Source organism: Olleya sp. UBA1516, assembly GCF_002323495.1.
Classification (GTDB): Bacteria; Bacteroidota; Bacteroidia; order Flavobacteriales; family Flavobacteriaceae; genus Olleya.
Map to the genome: position 1 here is coordinate 1 of NZ_DCQO01000017.1, position 22,173 is coordinate 22,173.

At 28.8% G+C, this 22,173-nt stretch carries 20 protein-coding genes; 1 reads left to right on the top strand and 19 read right to left on the bottom strand.

Features of this window, described 5'->3' with window-relative positions:
- Positions 1-110: 110 nt before the first annotated feature.
- The 13 genes from B2989_RS10395 to B2989_RS10455 form a co-directional block, all read right to left on the bottom strand.
- Positions 111-887, bottom strand: a complete 777-nt coding sequence (locus B2989_RS10395) for a glycosyltransferase family 2 protein (protein WP_292948105.1) — start codon at positions 885-887, stop codon at positions 111-113.
- Positions 888-889: 2 nt separating this feature from the next.
- The gene (locus B2989_RS10400) at positions 890-2,299 is read right to left on the bottom strand and encodes an exopolysaccharide biosynthesis polyprenyl glycosylphosphotransferase (protein WP_292948106.1); all 1,410 of its coding nucleotides are present in this window, start codon (positions 2,297-2,299) and stop codon (positions 890-892) included.
- Positions 2,300-2,305: 6 nt separating this feature from the next.
- On the bottom strand, positions 2,306-3,295 hold the full coding sequence (locus B2989_RS10405) for a UDP-glucuronic acid decarboxylase family protein (protein ID WP_292948107.1): 990 nt from the start codon (positions 3,293-3,295) through the stop codon (positions 2,306-2,308).
- Positions 3,296-4,594 (bottom strand): UDP-glucose dehydrogenase family protein, encoded by a 1,299-nt coding sequence (locus B2989_RS10410; RefSeq protein ID WP_292948108.1) that lies wholly within the window; start codon positions 4,592-4,594, stop codon positions 3,296-3,298.
- A gap of 14 nt (positions 4,595-4,608) precedes the next feature.
- On the bottom strand, positions 4,609-6,570 hold the full coding sequence (locus B2989_RS10415; protein WP_292948109.1) for a polysaccharide biosynthesis protein: 1,962 nt from the start codon (positions 6,568-6,570) through the stop codon (positions 4,609-4,611).
- 94 nt (positions 6,571-6,664) lie between these two features.
- A complete protein-coding gene (locus B2989_RS10420; protein WP_292948110.1) occupies positions 6,665-7,783 on the bottom strand; it encodes a hypothetical protein in 1,119 nt (372 codons plus the stop codon).
- A gap of 98 nt (positions 7,784-7,881) precedes the next feature.
- The gene (locus tag B2989_RS10425) at positions 7,882-9,012 is read right to left on the bottom strand and encodes a DegT/DnrJ/EryC1/StrS family aminotransferase (RefSeq protein ID WP_292948111.1); all 1,131 of its coding nucleotides are present in this window, start codon (positions 9,010-9,012) and stop codon (positions 7,882-7,884) included.
- 3 nt (positions 9,013-9,015) lie between these two features.
- Positions 9,016-9,657 (bottom strand): acetyltransferase, encoded by a 642-nt coding sequence (locus tag B2989_RS10430; protein ID WP_292948112.1) that lies wholly within the window; start codon positions 9,655-9,657, stop codon positions 9,016-9,018.
- A 6-nt stretch (positions 9,658-9,663) separates the two neighbouring features.
- A complete protein-coding gene (locus B2989_RS10435) occupies positions 9,664-10,266 on the bottom strand; it encodes a sugar transferase (protein WP_292948113.1) in 603 nt (200 codons plus the stop codon).
- Between the two features lie 6 nt (positions 10,267-10,272).
- Positions 10,273-10,851: a hypothetical protein gene (locus tag B2989_RS10440; RefSeq protein WP_292948114.1), complete on the bottom strand. Its 579-nt coding sequence runs from the start codon at positions 10,849-10,851 to the stop codon at positions 10,273-10,275.
- A gap of 23 nt (positions 10,852-10,874) precedes the next feature.
- Entirely contained in the window at positions 10,875-12,023 is a 1,149-nt protein-coding gene (locus B2989_RS10445) for a glycosyltransferase family 4 protein (protein WP_292948116.1), read from the bottom strand.
- Positions 12,024-12,027: 4 nt separating this feature from the next.
- Entirely contained in the window at positions 12,028-13,362 is a 1,335-nt protein-coding gene (locus tag B2989_RS10450) for a phenylacetate--CoA ligase family protein (RefSeq protein WP_292948118.1), read from the bottom strand.
- A gap of 62 nt (positions 13,363-13,424) precedes the next feature.
- Entirely contained in the window at positions 13,425-14,510 is a 1,086-nt protein-coding gene (locus B2989_RS10455; protein ID WP_292948120.1) for a CapA family protein, read from the bottom strand.
- Between the two features lie 93 nt (positions 14,511-14,603).
- On the opposite strand from B2989_RS10455, the gene B2989_RS10460 reads away from it, so the two are divergent.
- Complete coding sequence (locus B2989_RS10460) at positions 14,604-14,921, top strand: hypothetical protein (protein ID WP_292948122.1); 318 nt, start codon at positions 14,604-14,606, stop codon at positions 14,919-14,921.
- A gap of 806 nt (positions 14,922-15,727) precedes the next feature.
- On the opposite strand, the gene B2989_RS10465 is transcribed toward B2989_RS10460, so the two are convergent.
- The 6 genes from B2989_RS10465 to B2989_RS10490 are packed head-to-tail and all read right to left on the bottom strand — an operon-like array spanning position 15,728 to position 22,166.
- Complete coding sequence (locus B2989_RS10465) at positions 15,728-17,011, bottom strand: O-antigen ligase family protein (protein ID WP_292948124.1); 1,284 nt, start codon at positions 17,009-17,011, stop codon at positions 15,728-15,730.
- A gap of 5 nt (positions 17,012-17,016) precedes the next feature.
- The gene (locus B2989_RS10470; RefSeq protein WP_292948126.1) at positions 17,017-18,423 is read right to left on the bottom strand and encodes a lipopolysaccharide biosynthesis protein; all 1,407 of its coding nucleotides are present in this window, start codon (positions 18,421-18,423) and stop codon (positions 17,017-17,019) included.
- 2 nt (positions 18,424-18,425) lie between these two features.
- The gene (locus B2989_RS10475) at positions 18,426-19,475 is read right to left on the bottom strand and encodes a glycosyltransferase family 4 protein (RefSeq protein WP_292948128.1); all 1,050 of its coding nucleotides are present in this window, start codon (positions 19,473-19,475) and stop codon (positions 18,426-18,428) included.
- The gene (wecB, locus tag B2989_RS10480) at positions 19,460-20,596 is read right to left on the bottom strand and encodes a non-hydrolyzing UDP-N-acetylglucosamine 2-epimerase (protein ID WP_292948129.1); all 1,137 of its coding nucleotides are present in this window, start codon (positions 20,594-20,596) and stop codon (positions 19,460-19,462) included. The genes B2989_RS10475 and wecB overlap by 16 nt, the downstream gene beginning before the upstream one ends.
- A gap of 11 nt (positions 20,597-20,607) precedes the next feature.
- A complete protein-coding gene (locus B2989_RS10485) occupies positions 20,608-21,741 on the bottom strand; it encodes an NAD-dependent epimerase/dehydratase family protein (RefSeq protein ID WP_292948130.1) in 1,134 nt (377 codons plus the stop codon).
- The gene (locus B2989_RS10490; protein ID WP_292948132.1) at positions 21,729-22,166 is read right to left on the bottom strand and encodes a WxcM-like domain-containing protein; all 438 of its coding nucleotides are present in this window, start codon (positions 22,164-22,166) and stop codon (positions 21,729-21,731) included. Before B2989_RS10490 ends, B2989_RS10485 begins: the two co-directional genes overlap by 13 nt.
- Positions 22,167-22,173 lie beyond the last annotated feature (7 nt).

Below are 22,173 nucleotides of genomic sequence, written 5' to 3' on the forward strand. Positions count from 1 at the left end.
TTTTTAATCGTTTTTTTTTTGCGCCTTATCGAAAGTAGCATATTTTACTCATTTTGTGTTGTGGTTAAAACCACACATAATCAAATATTTAGCAAAATACAGTGCATAAACTATTGTTTAGTAGATACAATTAGTCTTGACTTAACAAAAAAATGTTCGTAAATAAAAATAACCATGCTGTATATGGATTTTATTGTTGAAAATCCTAAGCCTTTTTTATACACCCAATAGTTATGCTTTAATAACTCTAATTTATTAGAAGAGATAGAGTTTGCTCTGACACGATAATATGCTAATGGCTCTTGGATGCCTAGAGCAGGTTTACCGGACTTTTTGATAGCAGACAACCATAATAACCAATCCTGTCTTTTACGCAGGTTAGGCGCTTTTATTTTGCCTAAAGTTTTAGCATTATACATTCCGGTAAGATTACCTATGTAATTGGTTTTTAAATATTTTTTGTAACTGAGTTGTGGTAATGCTTTTACTAACTTGTTTAATGATTGTCCTGCCTCATTAATCTGTTTGTAACTACTAAAACTTACATCACAATTTTGGGTTAGCATAACATTAACTTGAACTTCCAATTTATTAGGCATCCAAAAATCATCTGCATCTAAAAACGCAATAAAATCGCCTTGTGAAGCTTCAATACCTTTATTTCTGGATATTGCAACGCCTGCATTAGTGGCATTTGTTAGTAATTGAATATTGTCATGCATAGCAACATATTTTTTTACTAATGCAATGGTATTATCTGTTGAGCAGTCGTCTATTAGCCATAACTCCCAATTAGTATACGTCTGACACAAAATACTTTTTATAGTCTGATCTATAAAAGCTTCTGAGTTATACATTGGTGTTATTATAGAGACTAATGGTTTCATGTTTAGTAGGCTTCTTTTTGACCTTTAAAAACGTTTATCATGGTTTGAAATATGATTCTAATATCTAAGACTAGTGACCAATTTTCGATATAAAAATTATCATATTTAATACGGTTAATTATATCTTCGTCATTTTTAATTTCACCTCTATAACCTTTAACTTGGGCTAATCCTGTAACGCCAGGCTTAACGTTGTGTCTAAATATAAAATTGTACTTGTCAATTTTTTTTGAATAATCATCTGTATAAGATAGCATGTGTGGTCTGGGTCCAACAACACTCATGTCACCTTTTAAAACATTGTAAAATTGCGGAAACTCGTCCAAACTAGTTTTACGTAAAAACTTACCAATTTTAGTTACTCGTTTATCATTTTGGGTGATATAGGTTCCTGCAATAGTTTTATTGGTTTTTAATGATCTAAACTTATAACAATCAAACTCTTTATAATTAATTCCGTTACGTGTGTGTTTATAAAACAAAGGTCCTTTAGATTCTAATTTTATAACAATAAACAATAATGGGACTAGCCATGATAAAATAAAAATTATAATAAGTGATGAAAAAACAACATCAAAAATGCGTTTAATAAATTTATTAAAATCATTATTTAATGTTACCTCTGGCATTGATAATACAGGTAGGTAATTATAATAATCTGTTTTTAATCTACTAGTAAGTAATTTACTGGATCTTGGAATAAACTTTATATTACAATGATTAATCTCAGCATACTTTACATAATCATTGACTTGCTTCTCAGTTAGTTCATCAATTGCGCAATAAATCTCGTCAATACTTTTATCGTTAGATAAAAATTGAAAACTATCTGAAATATTTCCTGTAAACCCTTTAGCATCTGTATTTGCAAAGATCGCTTTAATGGTATACCCTAATTCTTTACGTTTAGTAAATAATTGTTTTAACTCTTGTGCTCCTTCATCCTTTCCAATAATAACAACACGTCTAACATTACCTTTTAAAAAGGAACGATACGATTTTAAAATATAATAGCTAACTAGTTTTGCAGTACTTATAATTAAAAATGAAAGTAGTAAGTATTTAAGTGTTGTAAATGCAGGTGTATCTATGCTTCTAAAAGCACCTATAAAGGCATATACGATAATACCAAAAGCTAAAAATTGCTTTATAATTAATGATATAATATTGATACTTGAGGTGTAACGATAGACCTCGTAAAACCGCAATAAAGACGTCGATATCATCCAGAAAAATATTGAATACACCACATACAAAAAGTGTTTGTTATTCAATATATCTATATCAAAATAGTAAAGACTTGATTGATTAAAGTTAAAAAAATAAAACGCAAGTACATTGATGACAACTAGGTCAAAAATGATTAATGCAGGTCTAAGTAACCAAGAGTACCTTCCGCGTTTATACTCCATAAAAAATTACTTGTTATAATTTGAAAAGTCTTTGTGTTCGCTTTTATGAAGCTCTGCTTGCGTTAAGTTTTTAAAGTAGTCATAGGTTTTTTTCATTCCTTCAGCACGACCTACTTTAGGCTCCCAACCTAACAACTTTTTAGCCAATGCTATGTCTGGTTGACGTTGCATGGGATCGTCCACAGGTAAATCTTTATAAATTACTTTTTGCGTTGTGCCTGTTAATTTAATAATCTCTTCTGCAAAATCTTTAATGGTAATTTCATGTGGATTACCAATATTAACTGGGTTTGCGTAATCGCTTAAAAGTAGTCTATAAATTCCTTCTACTTGGTCTGTAACATAACAAAATGAGCGCGTTTGCACACCATCACCAAATACGGTCAAGTCTTCACCACGCAGTGCTTGTCCCATAAAAGCAGGAATTACACGTCCATCGTTAAGTCGCATTCTTGGTCCATAAGTGTTAAAAATACGGACAATACGTGTCTCTAATCCATGAAACCTATGATACGCCATAGTTATAGATTCTTGAAAACGTTTAGCCTCGTCATACACGCCTCTTGGTCCAATGGTATTAACATTACCATAGTAATCCTCTGTCTGTGGATGCACTAATGGGTCACCATAAACCTCTGATGTAGAAGCAATAAGCAGCCTTGCCTTTTTAGCTTTAGCTAAACCTAATAAATTATGTGTCCCTAAACTCCCTACTTTTAAAGTCTGAATAGGTATTTTAAGATAATCTATTGGACTTGCAGGAGAAGCAAAATGTAAAATATAATCTAGGTCACCTTCTATATTTATAAAATTGGTAACGTCATGTTGTATAAAAAGAAAATTAGCGTTTGAAGACAGGTGTGCTATATTTTTAGGATCTCCTGTTATAAAGTTATCCATACCAATAACAAAATAACCTTCATTTATAAAACGGTCACATAAGTGTGATCCTAAAAATCCTGCTGCTCCAGTAATTAAAACTCTTTTTTGACTCATTTATCTTCCTATTGACACATATTTAAATCCTTCATTTTCTACATCTTTTACGTCATATAGATTACGACCATCAAAAATTGAAAACGAGGACATTAATTGTTTCATTTTACTAAAATCTGGTGTTCTAAAAATACTCCATTCTGTAGAAATAATTAATGCATCTGCATTGTTTAATGCTTCATACATACTATCTGCAAAGTTAATTTTATCACCTAATTTACGTTTAACATTTGCCATAGCCTCTGGATCAAAAGCTGTAATATTACATCCTGCTTCTAACAATACGTCTATCATATATAATGCTGGAGCTTCTCTAATATCATCCGTTTCTGGTTTAAATGCTAATCCCCAAACAGCTATATTTTTCCCTTTTAAATCATTATTAAAATGAGATTCTACCTTAGGAATTAATACTAGTTTTTGTCTAGCATTAACATTAATAACTGCGTCTAAAATTTTAAAATCGTAATTATTATCTAATCCCGACTTATGTAATGCTTTTACATCTTTAGGAAAGCATGAACCACCATAACCAATCCCTGGAAATAAAAATCGTTTTCCTATACGAGAGTCTGTTCCCATACCAATTCTAACTTTATCTACGTCTGCTCCTACTTTTTCGCAAAAGTTAGCAATCTCATTCATAAAGGTTATTTTGGCAGCTAAAAACGAATTGGAAGCGTATTTTGTAAGTTCGGCAGACTTTTCATCCATTATAATAATTGGATTTCCAGATCTTACATATGGTTTATATAGTTTTTCCATAAGCTTAGTTGCACGATCGCTACTTGAACCAACAACGATACGCTCTGGCTTTAAAAAGTCGTCTACAGCAAATCCTTCGCGTAAAAACTCTGGATTAGAAACAACATCAAAATTTACTTTTGCATTTTTAGATATGGCTGCTTTTACTTTATCAGATGTACCTACTGGTACTGTACTTTTGTCAACGATGACTTTATAGTCCTTTATTAACTTTCCAATATTATCTGCTACACCTAATATATATTTAAGGTCTGCAGATCCATCTTCATCTTCTGGCGTTGGTAATGCAAGAAAAATGATATCTCCATGCTCCAATCCTTCTTCTAAACTAGTAGAAAATTTAAGCCTATTAGCTTTAATGTTTCTTTCAAATAATACATCTAAATGAGGCTCGTAAATAGGCACCTTTCCAGACTGCATTTGTTTTACTTTTTCCTGATCTATATCTATGCAAAGTACTTCGTTTCCTGTTTCGGCTAGACAAGTTCCTGTTACTAAACCAACGTAACCAGTACCAATTACTGCTATTTTCATTTGTTTTTTTTCTTTTAAACTATCTTTTTATCAAAAACCTCATAATCAGAATTCATACTTAAAAATTCAGGTACAATATCCTTCATTTTTTTTACGATTTCATTTTTATTGTCTTCTTTAGCTAAAATAAATAACTCATTTACATCTTTGTTAATTTCTGTATGAGTACAGTTATCTACTTTGGCAATCATGATTTTGCTATTGTAAGTAGGCAATGTTGTAGATTTATCGCTTAGCAGCTCTTCATACAACTTTTCTCCTGGTCGTAATCCAACAACTTTAATATCAATATCTTTATAAGGTACAAAACCTGCTAAACGGATAATTTTTTTAGCCAAGTCAATTATCTTAACAGCTTCTCCCATATCAAAGATAAAAATCTCTCCACCATTACCCATTGCACCTGCTTCCAAAACTAATTGGCAAGCCTCTGGTATGGTCATAAAATATCTAATAATATCTGGATGCGTTATTGTTAAAGGTCCACCTTCTTCAATTTGTCTTTTAAATAATGGTACAACAGAGCCATTACTACCCAAAACATTTCCAAATCTAGTGGTTACAAAGTTAGTTTTGTTTTTAGGGTCTGCCATAGCTTTAACCTGTAAGGCTTGGACATAAATCTCGGCAATACGTTTTGAGGCTCCCATTACGTTACTTGGGTTAACAGCCTTATCTGTAGAGACCATGACAAATTTTTCTGATTTAAATTTATAAGATAAATCCGCTACATTTTTTGATCCCATTATGTTAGCAAAAATAGCTTCCGAAGGGTGTTTTTCCATTAATGGTACATGCTTGTATGCTGCTGCATGATAAACTACTTGTGGGTTATATTTTTTAAAAACATCTTCTAAAACATCTACTTTTCTTACATCTCCTATAATTGCTTCGAAGTTTAGATCTGGAAAATCATGTTTAATTTCTTGCTGAATTTCGTATAAAGGCGATTCTGCTTGATCAAAAATCAATAGTTTACTAGGCTTATAGCTAGCAACTTGTCTAACAATTTCGCTTCCAATAGAACCTGCTCCACCTGTAACTAGAATACATTTATTAAAAATTTCTTTTGCAACTAACTTGTTATCTAACTGTATTGGCTCTCTCTCTAAAATGTCTTCAATTTGTATTTTTTGAATTTGATTAGAAAGTGTAGTGTTTTTTTCTATATCGGAAATTAAAGGCGCTCTAAAAACCTTGTAGTTAAACTCTAAACAGCTATCAACAATTTTAATACTTTCCTCTTTTGTTAAGGAGCTATCTGCTATAATAAGTGCTTGTGCATTATATATCCTAAGTAATACTGCGGTTTTACGTTTTAAATAAATAATTGGTAGACCTAATATTTCTTTACTTTTATTTTTACCATCCTTATCAATAAATCCTAAAACCTTGTATCGCGAAGGTTTTTCCGATTTTAATGCACTCGCTATTGCTATTGCATTTTCACTGGTACCATAAATTAAAACATTTAGTCTTGCTTCTTCATCATTGTAACGTTGGTAAACTTCAAAGACTTGTTTAACCAAAATCCTGAATAAAAATAAACCACAAAAAGATACGATGGAATATATAAACAGTTGAGGAATTGAAAACAACTCGTCACCAACCAAATAAAAATAACCGTAGTATAATGCTAAGGATGAAAGCAATGTAGCTAAAGACGCTAGGAAAAACTTAGCAGCATCAATAAAAGTTGAGTGCCTAATAAGCCCAGCATAAGTCCTAAATAGTATAAAAAATAAGACATTAATTACAACTATTAAAAGCTCCTCTTTTGAAAATCCTAAATTAAAAAAAGCTGCATTTTTAATTTTGCTTACAATAATCTTAGTAAAAAATAAAGAAATTACTAAAATGAAACTATCAAAACAAAGTATTGCCCACCTTGGTAAGTAATTTACATTTTTAAAATCTATCTTTTTCTGACTAGATTCTAAAACTTGAAATAAAGCTTGTTTTAATTGTTTAAACATTATGTGTAGCTATAAAAGAGTGTAAATATCTTAAATTAATCTATAATAGAGAAATATATCAATCTATTACTAGAATCAAAACCGAAAATAACTTTTAAAAATTATTATATTTTTTTTCGCTACTGTTGCTAAGAAGAATAAGTGATATCATTGCATAAGGCATAAACATTACCCTCATTCGACTTGCCAAACCTAGGTTATACATATAAATACTGTAAAAAGCTACAACACTAATTGCATAGATAATTAAGAATTTAAAAATCATACTCTTAAACACGGTAGGTTTGTTTTTTAAAAGTAAAATAAATATAACAAAAAGAATTATCCAAATTGCATTTTCAAATGAAACTAAATACTGTAGTATAGTTTGAGCATCATAAAAAAGAGGTCTAAATAAAACAAGAAACACCCTCTCAAAATAATTATTATCTAATAAATTAATTGAGCTACTTCCGTTTTCTTTAGCAAACAATATGACTTTTAGATAGTTTGACTTTAAGCTTTCAAGACTAGAGATTCTTAGAAAATTTAAAATTACTGGTACTGATACTGCTAAGATACTAGTGATTATTATTTTATATTTAAAAGAGAAATTTTTAAAATTTAAAATAATTAATGGAAACATAAGAATAGCTGCCAAATATGGTCTAATAAATAATATAATTACAATGCTAGCAATTATATTTAAGTTGCTAAACTTAAGATTATTTATTTTTTCAAAAACCAAAGCCATTAATAAAAAAATAATAGCTTCTTTACTTATAGATACTGTCCAAAAATGTAGAGAAGGTATTATAAAAAAAAGGGCAATCAAAGTCTTTTCTAATAGGGTTTTATTAGATATGTTTTTTGTAAGTATCTTAAAATAAATCAAATAACCCATAAAACTTAAAATGCTAAATAACAGAGAGAGACTAAAATAACTTATTCCTGTTTTTACAAATGGGTATAACAAAAATGGCATAGACTTGTTCCCTATTCCAAATAGGCTAAACCAATCAGTAGATTGGCTTGCTACATCATAAAATCTTCTAGAGTCTCCAGCATCTATATTAAGGTAAAAAAAACGATAAACAAATATAAAAAAGTGAACTATACTTACTCCAAATAGCAATATATTGGTATACAAACCATTTGATTTTTTTGCGAAAAATCTAAAAATCGCAACACACAGAACTACTAAAAGCAGTATAAATATTATATTAATTATCACTTTAGTTTGTTTTTGTTATAGTGATTAAAAACAGAGTTGTTAAGCGTTTATTTAATTACAAAAACAATGTAAAACTATTTTAAAGCATTAAAATACCGTTACTTAATAAGAGATGCTATACTATGTTTAATTCTGTTTTTTTCTTCTATTGTAAGATTTGATCCTGAAGGCAAACACAGACCCTTTACAAATAAACTCTCTGAAAACCCATCTCCATAATAAGGATTATCCACACAAACAGGTTGTAAATGCATTGGTTTCCATAAGGGTCTAGTTTCAATATTATCAGCCTCCATAGCTTCCTGAAATTGAGTTTTTGTAAACGCAGCGTTTTCATGTATTAAAATACAACTTAACCAAAAATTTGAATAAAAATCTGAACTAGGTTGTTTTTGTACCTCTACTCCTTTGATATCTTTAAACAAATCAACATAAAAATCATGCATATCTCTTCTTAAAGCAATGTGTTTATCTAAAACTTCCATTTGACCTCTTCCTATTCCTGCACTAATATTACTCATCCTGTAATTGTATCCAATTTTAGAATGCTCGTAATGTGGTGCGTTATCTCTAGCTTGTGTAGCATAAAAAACCGTTTGAATCTTATCCTCATCCGTATTACACACCATTGCTCCACCTCCTGAAGTCGTAATTATTTTGTTACCATTAAAGGATAATATAGAAAAATCTCCAAATGTACCACACTTCCTTCCTTTATAAGTTGACCCCAAAGCTTCTGCAGCATCTTCAATAACTGGGATTTTATACTTTGAAGCTACTTGCAATAATTCGTCAATTTTTGAAGGCATTCCATATAAATGAACTATAATAATTGCTTTTGGTTTTTTACCTTTAGCTATTCTATCTTCTATGGCTATTTCAAGTTGTTTAGGGCACATATTCCAAGTTTCAGACTCACTATCTACAAACACAGGTGTTGCTCCTTGATATGCTATTGGGTTAGATGAACCACAAAAAGTAAAGGTTTGACAAATAACCTCATCATTTATTTGAACTCCCAATTGAACTAACGCTAAGTGTATAGCTGCAGTACCAGATGATAAACATGCTACTTTTTTATCTTCACCTAAATAAGTTTCTAAATCTTTTTCAAAACCATTCACGTTTGGTCCTAGTGGTGCTATCCAGTTAGCCTCAAAAGCTTCTTTTACATAATCTTGTTCAGTTCCTCCCATATGCGGAGAGGATAGCCATATTTTAGTATTCATAGTCTAATGGAATTTTATTGGTTTTGCTGGTATACCAACTGCTGTACAATTGGCTGGTAATGTTTTTGCAACGACTGCTCCCGCGCCAACAATAGTATTTTCTCCAATACTTAATTGATTTATTATTTTTGCACCTGTACCAACATAAACAGACTGATTAATATCTACCTCACCAGAAATATTTACACTAGGCATAAATGAGCTATAATCACCAATTTTAGTATCATGTCCCACTGTACAACATAAATTAAGAGTGATAAAGTTTTTTATTATTATATTACATGTTAAGATGTTTCCTGCACAAATGATATTACCTTTTCCTAATGTTACATCATCACCAGATAGTATAACAGAAGGATGAATTAAATTAGGGAAATTAATGTTTGAATTTGTTATACTGGATATTAATCTTTGTTTAACATCAGGAACACCAATGCCTAAAGCTACATTTAGTTTATAATCAATTTTATTTAAATCAGTTAATCCTCCTAATACCATTAATCCATTAACTATGGTACCACGATCAATATTATCATCAAAGAAACCTATTAAATCATACCTTTTTTCTAATTGATTAATGCTATCTATTAAAGTTTTAACTTCTCGCCCAAAACCTCCAGCTCCAATTATTGCGATTTTTTCCATAATATATTAACTACCTTTAAATTTAGTGGTTGTTGCTTGGTTTTCAGTATTGATATCTTCTGATTTTATTACTTTAAAAATTGTTTTTATGAAGATTTTAATATCCAATTTAAAACTAATGTTTTCAACATACCAAACATCTAATTCAAACTTTTTCTCCCAACTAATAGCATTTCTGCCATTTACTTGTGCCCAACCAGTTATTCCTGGTTTAACTAGATGTCTCTTATTTTGTTCCTTTGAATATAGTGGTAAATACTCTACCAATAAAGGTCTAGGACCAATTAAACTCATATCTCCTTTAATTACGTTAATTAATTGAGGGATTTCGTCTAAGGATAATTTTCTAATAATTTTTCCAGTTTTAGACAACCTTTGTTCATCTGATAATAAATTTCCATGAACATCTTTTTTGTCATTCATGGTTTTAAATTTTATTATTGAAAATATTTTACAGTTTTCACCTGGTCTTTTTTGAAAAAAAAATGGAGAGCCTTGATTATAAAACCACAAATAAATTAATACAATTAAAAATATAGGGCATAAAAAGATCATACCAGTTATTGATATGAGAAGGTCAATTAAGCGTTTAAAAATAGTTTTATACACAAGCAATTAATATAACAATGAGTCTAATGCTTTTTTAGAAAGCGCAATAATAGGAATGTGCCTATCTTTAACCTTAAAAGTTGTTAAAGTATTGTTTTGTTTATTTAACTGTACAAATTCATTTACATTAACAAATTCATCAAAATTATCTGAAGATATATCTATTAAATTACCGTCTCCAGATAGTTGGAATTTTTTTAAGCTAATTTGTTTTGGCTGTTCTCCTCCTAGAATAAGTCTTACTATCTTTGGTGAGCCAAATTTGTTTAAATCAAACTTAGCTTCAATAGTTTGAACTTCTTCTCCTTTATTTATTTTAAAATATCTTTTTTCCCATTGACTTGGGTCCTGCTGTAAGTTATATAGTACTTGAAACAACCCTTCTTCACTTGAGCTAAAATCAATTTTAACAATAAAATTTTCATCATCAATTTTGTTTTTATTCTCAGTTAATTTTTCCGTGTTGGTTTCATCTATTTCTAAATTTTGCTCATCTGTATCCGACTGATCGCTTTTGTCTGATTTACAGGCATTAACTGATATGATTAATAAAAATAGGATAACTAATTTAATGTTGATTTTCATAGTTCAAACTTTACAATTCAAATTTATAATTTTTTATATTCTTGTAGCAATTCTTCCCAAATATATTTTTGGTTATAATTAACGACTATTTTTTGTCTCGAATTTGCACTCATTTTCTTGCATAGATCGGAATTTTTTAAAATTAGTTCCATTTTCTCTTTTAACAAACCACTATCTTTAGTTGGTATAATTAAACCATTAAAGTTGTTTTCAATTATTTCGTTACAACCATTAATGTTGCTAACAATAGCAGGCAATCCCATTGCTCCTGCTTGCATAACTACATTTGGAAACCCTTCTCTGTAACTGGGAAAAACTAAAGCATTTGATATGGCCAAATAAGGTCTTACGTCCTTTTGAAAACCAACAGATATGATTTGATTGTTAGTTTCTATTTGGTTTAAAGTAAAGCTTTGCAAAGGGTCTAAATCACTCTCTAGAGGTCCTACAAGTAATAATTTGACACAACTGTTGTCTTTACTTATAGTTGAAAAAGCCTCTACCATCTCATTAATGCCTTTATCTGTAACCAGTCGACCTACAAAAATATATACAAAATCATTTGAAGTAACTTTTAGAGTTTCTTTGAGGTTTAATAAGTCAGATTCATTAAAATTAGATTTATTAAAATAATTTGTATCAATACCATTAGAACTACCTTTTCCAATAATACGTAACTTAGTCTTTGTGATTAACTTTTGTTCTAAAACAAAATCCTGCAATCCCTTAGAATTTGGATAAACTTTAGTAGCACAAGCGTAGGTTATTTTTTCTACAGCTAATAGAATATGCCTTTTTAGGCCTTTTGCCTCCATAACAGGTAAACCTGCAATTGTATGTAATCTATTAGGAACTTTTGCAAGGTAAGACGCTATCATACCTAATAATCCGGCTTTTGGCGTATGAGTATGAACGATATAAGGTTTTTCGGATTTTAAAATTTTATATAGCTTATATAATGCGACAAAATCCTTAATTGGAGTAATTTGTCTAGTCATATTTACTGATAAAGTTCTTACCCCTTCATTTTTCTCGACTTCTTGTAACAAAGCACTTTTGGAAGAAATGCCTATTACATCAAAATGTTGTTTCATAAACCCTAGTTGCCCTTTTAAAAGTATGGCTAAGGATTGAGGAACTGTTGTTATCCGTATTAATTTGGGTTTTGACATTTGGTTATTGTTCTTCTATTAAATGCTTAATATTATTTTTTACTATTCTAAATTTTCCGCTATTCTCTTTTGGTATATCATTTACCGTATGAATGTTTAGCTTCATTTTTTCTCCTACACGATCAATCCAATTTTGTTTAAAAATTAATCGATTATTTTCATTAAAACTGGGTTTATCTATAACAATATTAATATCTAATTGATCTAAATTATCTTGTATTACTTGAAATTTAATAACGCCTTCTACACCTTTAAGTGTGTTTGATATGTTTCCTAAATTAATTTTTCCAGTTTCAGGAGAATACACAAAATCATTTATTCTACCCAATATCTCCAAAACAAGCGGATTATTATTACCACAATTACAAGTTTTATCTTGTGCTAATTTAAGTCTATCACCAATATCATACCTAATTAATGGCGTTCCATGAGTACTAAAAGACGTTAATATTAGTCTACCTGTATTTGCTGGTTTGTCGTCGTCGTCTAACACCTCAAATATACCACTTGAAAGCTCTAAATGTAGGTTTTTATTTACACATTCAAAAATAAATGGTGCTCCTTCTGAAGAAGCGTATTGATCATATATAGGAGCTTTAAAATAAGACTCAATTACTTCTCTGTCATTATCATTTATACTTTCAGCTGTTGGAAAAATAGCTTTTAAGTTATCACTGCTATATGGTAGGTTGTTTTTTAATCCATATTTTGCTATCTCAAGTAATGTGGAAGGGAATCCAACAAAATATTCTGGTTGATATTGAAGTAAATCTTTAATATAAAATTCTAAATATTTTTGATTAATATGAAATGTTGAATAAAATCTTACTTTATTAATAAAATCGTGCTTCCAAAACCTGTTTTTATTAACATCTCTATCTGAAAGCAATTTTTTACCACTAAACCATGCTGTTTTTTTACCTAATTTGTAACCAAATCGTCCCCTAAAGTTATCTAAATAGGCAAATCTTATTTGTATATCGTCTTTGGTATATATGACCTCTAAAGGTTTTCCTGTTGTACCTCCAGTTTTAGAGATAACTCCCTTATTTTTTGGAATAGTATAAACCAAATCAATATGTTTTCTTAACTCTTCTTTTTTTAAAATAGGAAGTATTTTAAAAGCTGAAATTGTTTCTATTTTATTGACATCAATATGCTTGTATTTTTCTTGATAAAATTTAGAGTTTAAAATAGTATAGTTTAAAAAACTTAAAGCTTTCTCTTCTTGAATTTGATTAATTTTTGATAATTTTAAATCTTCTTTTTTATTTATTTCAGCTCTATATTTTTTATAATTCCCTCCGTATCGCTTTTTATATTGCAAAGAATTAATCACGGATATTACTAAGTTTTGAAATCCGTTTGGTAATAAAAAAAACAGCTTAAGCATAATAAATTCTAAAAATATTGTGACACATTATCGTGTTGTTTTTTAATATTAGATTTTGCGTCGTAAATCCTTACAATCGACTGGTAGCTTAATCTTTTAAGGTACCAATTAAAATCTCGCATTTGTTTTCTGCTATTAACAAACTTACTTATTTGTTTATTTCTAGCTTCTGTGTAATCAGACTCATTAATTTTCAGTTTTTCTGAATACTCCTTTATGTTTTTCTCAATAAGTTTTGATCCAACTACTAATTCTTTCTCATCACAATAAATAGGTATTGATTTATAGTTAACTATTTTATTATCTATAATTTCAACTTCTAATATTATTGATGATTTATTATTTTCATTTTGAACAACTAATGGTTCTTTAGATTTTGTTGTATATATATCATCAAAACAAAAATTACCCAAACTATATGCTATAAGAGCGTTATTAACCGTTTCTATTCCTTGTAATACATGAGGATGATGACCATAGTAAACATAAGGAGCTGTTTCTGATAAACACCTTGCCATTTTTATATCTTCAAAGCTAGGAACGTTTATATGTTCTTGCCCACTATGCATACTTAATATATTAAAATAACCTTGACTATCAAACTTTTTAAAATTTTCTAATACATTTGGAAAATTTAAAACATTAACTCCGTACCCTTTTCTTTTACTATACATTCCTGCAGGACTAGTATTGTAGGCGCAGTAACCATGAAATGCAATTTTATTGTTATTTTTTTCAAAACAATATGCTTTATCTTCTATTCCAAAATAATTAATATTGTTTTCCTTTAATAACTTTAAAGTCAAATTGTAACCATCGATACCATAATCCAATAAATGGTTATTAGCTAGGTTAACACAACTTATGTTTAAGTATTTTAATAGTTGTACATTTTCATTAAGAGAACCTATACAAGCTGATTTTATTAAAGTTGGTTTTAAATCACCTACAAAAGGAGTCTCTAAATTACCAACTACTAAGTCGTACTTACTTAAAACCTCGGAAACAGATTTAAAATATTGCTTAATATCGGTATTGTTTTCTAAGGTATATTTTCCAAAAAAGCCAATATCACCTAACAATGCAATTTTCATAATGTAATATTTATATATATGCTTATAAATCAGACAAGACTAATATCTTTTCTTTTTTTTAAGTGCACAAATATAACCAAATATAGATAAGGGATGTACATATATTTATGTCGTGTTGAAACACCTAAATTGTACAAAGTAAAGCTCATTATAAACCAAGTTATTAAAGTATACACTATCGTAACTTTTATTAATGGAATTGATGTGCTAAACAATTTAAATTTACCACTACTTAATAGAAACTTAAAAAAAATAAAAAGCAGAAAGAAATTTTCAACTGATGTAAGGTGCTTTAAAAGAGAATTAGATTCAAGAATTAATGGTAAATACGAAAAAGCAAACATCCTATATAAAACGGACATATTTGAAGCATCGATTATTCCTCCTCCTAGTCTGTCATTTGTACCATAAGATTGTACCCTTTCTAAAAATTGAGCAACACTATCTAATGAGAAAATCTCGATGTTTAATTTTGAAGATATAATTGGCTCCATTATAAACAATGCTAATAAACCTAAAAGAATAATGGAAACCCTAATTATGACTTTAATTTTACTTAAAAAAAGAATATAAATTAGATACGAAACAAATAAGAAAATTAGTAAATAAGATCTTACAAAAAAGATTAACAATAGGATTACAAAATATTTCCAAATTTTTCGCTCCTTAAAGTAGAGGTAAGTCATTAGTGTTGTTACTAAAAAAAAAAGAAAGTTGTCCTTACTTATACCTGATGTATAAAAATGAAAAGTAGGCAGCAAGAACAATACATTAGCTCCCCAATAAATCTTACTATTATCTTTATGTGCAATTTTAATTAAAAGGTAGTATAAATTATAAAACCCAAAAAGCCCAAAAATTGAAAATAATAAATTAATATTAAAATAGGAAAATTGGAGTTTTACAAATGGGTAAGTTATAAATCTCATAAAATCAGCTCCCATTCCAAATAATGTAAACCAGCTCTTGGACCATGATGCCACTTTATAATATGCGCCTGCGTCCGAAGTTGAGTTTACCGACAATAAATAAAAAGCAAAGGTGAACAATAAGTGAAACAACAGTAAAAGCCAAATGAATTTTTTCTGCCAAACATTTGACATCTTTAATGTGACTTTTTTTGTCCCATAAAGATAAACGGTAATAATTGTAGCGAAAACTAGTACATTAAATATTAAATAAATAAAATATGTCATTTGTAGGATTGCAATTTTATTCTAATTTGTTCTTAAGTATTTTTGTAAAAAAATGCTATTAAAAATGGTGAAATACAATATTCCGTAAATTCTAAATAGAGAGTTTTCAAACAACAAGGTTATAAAAAAGCCTATTAAAAACAACAAATATAACTTATCGTTATTTTGCAACGCTATATTAATATTATAATATGCCATTATTAAAAATAAGATCAGTCCTAATATTCCTCCAGACAAATAAATATAAAAATAATAATTATGAGTGTTTTGATTTAATTGTAATGGAAACTTAAAATTTGGATTTGTTTTTAATTTTTCTGTATAACAATCCTTCATTATTCTTTTAACACTACCAAAGCCATATCCAAGAATAGGACTTTCATTTATTAGTGCCACAGAACACTCATTAATATTATTTCTACTTATAAAACTACTCCCTAGATAGTCTGCATTTTTATTAGCTCCATAATATCCAAAAGCTGCTGTAATCATACTTACTATTATAATTATTTTTTTATGTTTAATTGTTGATAAGTCAATCTTACTAAGATAAAACAAAAGTGAAATTACACAGAAAAAAACAAGTAGTAATACATGAACTTTTGATAAATGAACAAACATCATAAGTACAAAAACTAATAAAAGCGGTATAAAATAAAATTTATACTTAGGCTTTTTAAAAGTGCTATAAACCAAAAAGCATATACAAAACAATAAGCTCAAAGAATAATAGGACTTGTGATAAAATAGCAAAAAACTAGAGTCTGAATCACTACCATAAAGATATAATCTACTAACTTTTAAATGAAATTTAATGTAATGGAATAAATCAAACTCATTTCCTTTTAGGTATAAAGAATAGTAATGAACTTTAAAGTAATTAATGATATAAACATAGCTATAAATAGTAAAACACAGAATAGCTATTGCAAAAGTTAAAAACAATATAAATTTTTTCCGACTAGATATTCTATCGGTAAAAAAAAAGATTATTAGAGGAACTATTATTATAGAAATAATCCGCTCAAATTCTTTTAAGCCAACCAAAACATCACTAGAATAAATTAAGGTAGCAAGAAGCCAAATAACCCAACCAATGTTTATAAAGTATAGGACTAAATTTTCTCTAACAAATTTTTTGCCAGATTTTTTTACCATAAAAATTAGAGACAACAATGCCCAAACAATTATTACTTTGGACTGTATATGAAAAACCATTAATGGAAAAGCACAAAGTAGAATTAACAAATAATATGTTATTTTACTTTTAAATAAATCCCAAAACCTAAACTTGCTAACTTCCATTACTTTCAGAATTTAAATTTGCTTAGTAAATTTAAATTGTAATTTTTCGCTATTATTAGAAATGATATAAAGATTGACATTAAAACAAATAATAAACGATATAAAAAATCAAAATCATAAAGTAAATTTATAAACACAACTATTACTGCGATAAGTAATGTATAACTTAATACAGAAGCTTTAAATGAAAATATCTTGATTTTTTTCATATAAATAAAACTAATAACTAAACTGGTTATTGTAGCTAAAATTAAAGCAATAACGACACCTAGCAATTCAAGTTTGTTTATAAGCACAAATAAAAATAAAATATTAATAAACAATGTAGCCAAATACTGATATGTAATATAGATTGTTTTCTTTTGAATAAGTATACTGCTGTCTAAAATATACTTGATAATTCTGTAAAAAAAGCAAAGTGACATAGCTGCTACTAAATAAAAAGAATCATGATAAGCAGTGTTTTTAATTAAAAAAGGAAGCAAATCCTCAACAAAACATGATATTATTATAATAACAATCATTATTAAAAAGCAAGCTAAATAGTATATATCATAAATAAGTTTTTTCCCTTGCGTATTATCATAATTTTTATACATAAATGGATACCATACCAAAGAGAATGCTCCGACAATAATATTTACACCACTACCTATATTTAATGCGATAGAATAAACACCAATACTGGCGTATGTTAAAAAATAAAGTATTACAAATTTGTTTATATGCATATTAAATACCGCCAAAATTGCTGCTGGAAAGGAGGGAAATGCAAATTTTAAAGATCTATTAAAAATATCTTTATAAAAGGTAAATCGGATGTATTTCCTGCACAGTATCATAAACAAGCAGGCTGTTGTACCAAAACCTAGAATTTGACCATATAAGATACCTATAAGACCTATTTTTAAATAATAAACTAAATATAATGATAGTAATCCATTTAAAAAGACGCCTAAAAAAGTAATTACAGTAAAATATATAGGCATATTTAAATACCGACATACTATTGAAAAATAGGAATTAACATTCATTAAAAAAACTACAATAGCAGCCATTTTAATTAATAAACTATAATCAGGATTCTCAAAAATAAGTATAGATAATTGATATGAAAACAAGAATGCAATCGCACCTAGAACTAACGAAAACAATGTAATTGCCCAAAAGATCGTAGATACTAATTTAGATTGATTGTTTTCTTCGTAAAAAAAACGCTGTAATGAAGTATCCAATTGTACACGACCTAAAACTGCTAGAATTAAAATAATTGTATTTATTATTTCTAAAATCCCATACTCTGACGGAACTAAAACTTCTGTAAAAAAAGGTAATAATAAAAAAGGTACAAGTTTTGAAAACGCATCACCTATACCGTATACTAAAAATGATTTTATTAAATCTTTTTTCACAATTAATTAAATATAAAATCGGCTAGTAATTTTGATTTTGCTTTATAAGCAAACTCATTTATAGCTAATTGTTGACCTGCTCTTGCAACTTGTTTTGCTTTATCGTAATCTTTTAAAATAATTGCAATATTTTTAGCAAACAGCTCAGGGTTACTAGGCTCTGATAAAAAACCATTTATATTGTGTTTTATATATAAAGGGATTTCGCCAACTTTAGTTACTAATGTTGGTGTACCTGTAGATAAATACTCTGCTAATTTAGAAGGAAAACCACCTTCAGCCTGTTTATTATCTGGTCTAGCTAAAGCAACAAGTTTTGCATGAAATAAATATGTAGGCATTTCACTATGCGGTATTCTACCCGTAAAATGAACCCTATCCACTATGTCTAAATCCTTAACAGTTGCCTGAATTTTAGCTAGTTCAGTTTTAGAAGCACTTCCAATTAAACAAAGTGATATTGACGAAAATTGTTTAGAAATTAAAGCAAAAGCCTTTAATAAATCATAAATCCCATCTTTATTGTTATTCATATCGCCACAATAAGCTATATATTCTCTTTCACCTAATGGTGAAGTCATGTCTGTTTTAGAAAATTTGTTATAATCCACAACAGCTGGTACTTTAATAAACTCACAACTATCATGAGTGTAACCTTTATAGTAATTAATCAATGCATCTGAGCATGAAATAAATTTAGATGCATATTTATAGTTATTTAAGTCCTCTTTCTTATTGCTGTCAGATTGTATTAACTGTAAGGGATACTCTGTTCTTTCAAAAATAAGGTTATTGCTTTTAATTAGTTTAAGCACAAAACTTGGTTTGTGCCCATAAACCCATATTTTCCGATTCTTTAAAAAAAGAAGTTTAATACACTGAACAAAAAAATTAGCAAGCTGAAAAACCTTATATTTTAAATTTTTATCCAACAGATAAATCCATTGCACTTCTATACCTAGTTCTTCAAAGCCTTTAGCACATAATCTTATCCTATTTAAACCTGCACCTTCAGTATTAGAGTTTAATAAAATCGTTATTCTTTTGACCATACGACCCTATTTACATAATCAGTATAAGAAAGTATAATTCTTACTATTTTTTCGCTAACATTTGGCATAGAATAATCATATACTTCTCTAAAATTTCTTTTAGGACTTCTTTCTTGAACATTTAACGCTGCTAATCCTTGCATAATACGTTCTGGATTTAGTCCTACCATCATCACAGAAGCCTCTTCCATAGCTTCTGGACGCTCATGTGCATCACGAATATTAAGTGCGTGAAAATTAAGGATAGAAGACTCTTCCGATATTGTACCAGAATCTGATAACACAGCAAAAGAATACATTTGTAATGCGTTATAATCTGAAAATCCTAATGGTTTTAAAAACTGAATGTTTTTATGTGTTTTCATATCTTTACTATCCAACATATTTCGTGTTCTTGGATGGGTAGATACTATTATAGGATAATCGTAAGTTTCTGCTATTAAATTTAAAGAATCTATTAGGCCTTTAAAGTTTTTAGGATTGCTTATGTTTTCTTCTCTATGAGAGGATACTACAAAGAATTTGTTTTTTTCTAAACCTAATTTTTCTAAAACATTAGAATTCTTGATTTTAGTTAAAAACTTGTTTAAAACTTCATACATTGGACTTCCTGTTTTAATAACTCTATCTGGAGAAAGTCCTTCTTTAAGTAAATATTCTCGTGCAATACTACTATAAGTTAGATTAATATCTGATACGTGATCAACTATTTTACGATTAGTTTCTTCTGGGACACGTTGATCAAAACAACGGTTTCCAGCTTCCATATGAAAAATTGGGATTTGACGTTTTTTAGCTGGAATAGCACATAAACAAGAATTAGTATCTCCAAGTACTAAAAAGGCATCTGGATTTTCTTTTTCTAAAATTGGATCTATTTTAATCAAAATATTCCCAACTGTTTCTGTTGCGTTTTTTCCTGCAGCTTCAAGAAAATAATCTGGTTTTCTTAGTCCTAAATCATCAAAGAAAATTTCGTTTAACTCATAATCATAATTCTGTCCTGTGTGAACTAAAATATGCTCAATAGCATCACTTTGGTCTAATGCTATTAATGTGCACGATAGTCTTATTATTTCAGGTCGTGTTCCAACGACCGTTACTACTTTTAGTTTTTTCATTGTAATTTTTATTATACTTCTACAAAATATGTGTCTGCGTCTTCCGGATTGTAAGGTTCATTTATCCAGAATAATGTTATTAATTCTGTTTCACCAATATTTGTAATATTGTGTGTGTACCAAATTGGCATGTCTACATATGCTGGATTGTCTCCATCTAATATGTAATCTATCACTTCTTCTGAGTCAATTTTTCTGAGTTTAATAGAGGCTTTACCGCTTATTACAGCAAAACGTTCTACTTTGCGTGTGTGATAATGGTTACCACGTGTAATTCCAGGAACAGTTGTTGAGTATGATGATTGCCCTGCGCTACCTGCACGCATGATTTCTACAAACGCTCCTCTATTATCGGTATGTTTTATGAATTTTCTTGGAAAATAATCTTTAGGAATAAAACTAGTAAACGTATTAAAAAGATCTAATTCAAAAGAATTTAAATCCACTTTTGGAACTTGCCCATTATCCAAATAATGTTTTTTATAATCATATAACAATTCTAAAATTTCTGATACTTTTTTAGAGGATGTATGTGGTACTACATATGATGTAATATTTTCGCCAGCTTGCTTTATGATTTCAGTATAAAAAGCCTGAGATAATTGGTTTATGTATATTAAATTTACTGTACTATCATTTATTACTGTTGGTTGTTCTCCTTTTATAATTTGATGAGAAAATGTAGCTATAAAAGAGTTGTAAAACGGTTTTCCAAAAGGTCCAAAAACATTAGGAATTATTAATGATGCTACTTTACCATTATTGATTTGTGCCCAGTTTTCTAGAAGTTGTCTTCCATCTCGTTTAGATTTACCGTATAGATTATCTTTTTCTTCTTGGGTTGACGATGAAAAAATAATTTTAGGTGTAGCGTTTGTTACTTCACAAGCAGAAATAATTTTTTTTACTAATTCAACATTAGTATTATAAATTACTTGTTGATCTTCATGTCGGTTCATAGCTGCTATGTGAACGATCACGTCACATGACTTTACAAAATCTTGAAGTAAGTTTTGGTTTTCAAAATAATTTCTTTCAAAATTTATTCGTTCAATTTTTTCTTCCTTGGTACCCAGAAAATTATATAGGTGCTTGCCCATAAAACCTCCTTGCCCTGTAACTCCTACTTTTATTAATTGTCCCATTTAACCCATTTATTTTTATCAAATCTTACTTGATCGTTTTCTATTTCATTAAATCCGTAATTAGACATAACCATTAGTTTAGAGTTTGTTTTTAATGCTTTAAACCCATTTACGTAACCGTTTGGAATATAGAGTACTTCTTGTTTTTCTGAAGATAATTCATATTCATATTCTTTTAAATTATCTGATGGGTTATCCCAATCATCAATCTGAATAAGTTTTATTATAAAACTACCACTTACACAAGTAAACCAACGACTTTCTATAATATGTCCTTGCCAAGCTCTAACAGTTTCAATATCAAAATGCGTAGTAAAATAAACGCGTTTGATAGGACCCATATCAAATTCATTAAAGAATTCTATTTGTCCTCTTTGATCGGTGTGCTGTCCTCCTAAAATTAATTTAGGTTCGTCTGTATTCATTTAGATA

What these genes read in the sequence shown, in the direction of transcription:
- B2989_RS10405 (WP_292948107.1), bottom strand. Translation starts at nt 3,295, where the DNA reads ATGAGTCAAAAAAGAGTTTTAATTACTGGAGCAGCAGGATTTTTAGGA.
- B2989_RS10445 (WP_292948116.1), bottom strand. Translation starts at nt 12,023, where the DNA reads ATGTCAAAACCCAAATTAATACGGATAACAACAGTTCCTCAATCCTTA.
- B2989_RS10400 (WP_292948106.1), bottom strand. Translation starts at nt 2,299, where the DNA reads ATGGAGTATAAACGCGGAAGGTACTCTTGGTTACTTAGACCTGCATTA.
- B2989_RS10475 (WP_292948128.1), bottom strand. Translation starts at nt 19,475, where the DNA reads ATGGTCAAAAGAATAACGATTTTATTAAACTCTAATACTGAAGGTGCA.
- B2989_RS10430 (WP_292948112.1), bottom strand. Translation starts at nt 9,657, where the DNA reads ATGGAAAAAATCGCAATAATTGGAGCTGGAGGTTTTGGGCGAGAAGTT.
- B2989_RS10415 (WP_292948109.1), bottom strand. Translation starts at nt 6,570, where the DNA reads ATGTTTAAACAATTAAAACAAGCTTTATTTCAAGTTTTAGAATCTAGT.
- B2989_RS10455 (WP_292948120.1), bottom strand. Translation starts at nt 14,510, where the DNA reads ATGAAAATTGCATTGTTAGGTGATATTGGCTTTTTTGGAAAATATACC.
- B2989_RS10490 (WP_292948132.1), bottom strand. Translation starts at nt 22,166, where the DNA reads ATGAATACAGACGAACCTAAATTAATTTTAGGAGGACAGCACACCGAT.
- B2989_RS10425 (WP_292948111.1), bottom strand. Translation starts at nt 9,012, where the DNA reads ATGAATACTAAAATATGGCTATCCTCTCCGCATATGGGAGGAACTGAA.
- B2989_RS10460 (WP_292948122.1), top strand. Translation starts at nt 14,604, where the DNA reads ATGTACATATATTTATGTCGTGTTGAAACACCTAAATTGTACAAAGTA.
- B2989_RS10440 (WP_292948114.1), bottom strand. Translation starts at nt 10,851, where the DNA reads ATGAAAATCAACATTAAATTAGTTATCCTATTTTTATTAATCATATCA.
- B2989_RS10395 (WP_292948105.1), bottom strand. Translation starts at nt 887, where the DNA reads ATGAAACCATTAGTCTCTATAATAACACCAATGTATAACTCAGAAGCT.
- wecB (WP_292948129.1), bottom strand. Translation starts at nt 20,596, where the DNA reads ATGAAAAAACTAAAAGTAGTAACGGTCGTTGGAACACGACCTGAAATA.
- B2989_RS10410 (WP_292948108.1), bottom strand. Translation starts at nt 4,594, where the DNA reads ATGAAAATAGCAGTAATTGGTACTGGTTACGTTGGTTTAGTAACAGGA.
- B2989_RS10485 (WP_292948130.1), bottom strand. Translation starts at nt 21,741, where the DNA reads ATGGGACAATTAATAAAAGTAGGAGTTACAGGGCAAGGAGGTTTTATG.
- B2989_RS10465 (WP_292948124.1), bottom strand. Translation starts at nt 17,011, where the DNA reads ATGGAAGTTAGCAAGTTTAGGTTTTGGGATTTATTTAAAAGTAAAATA.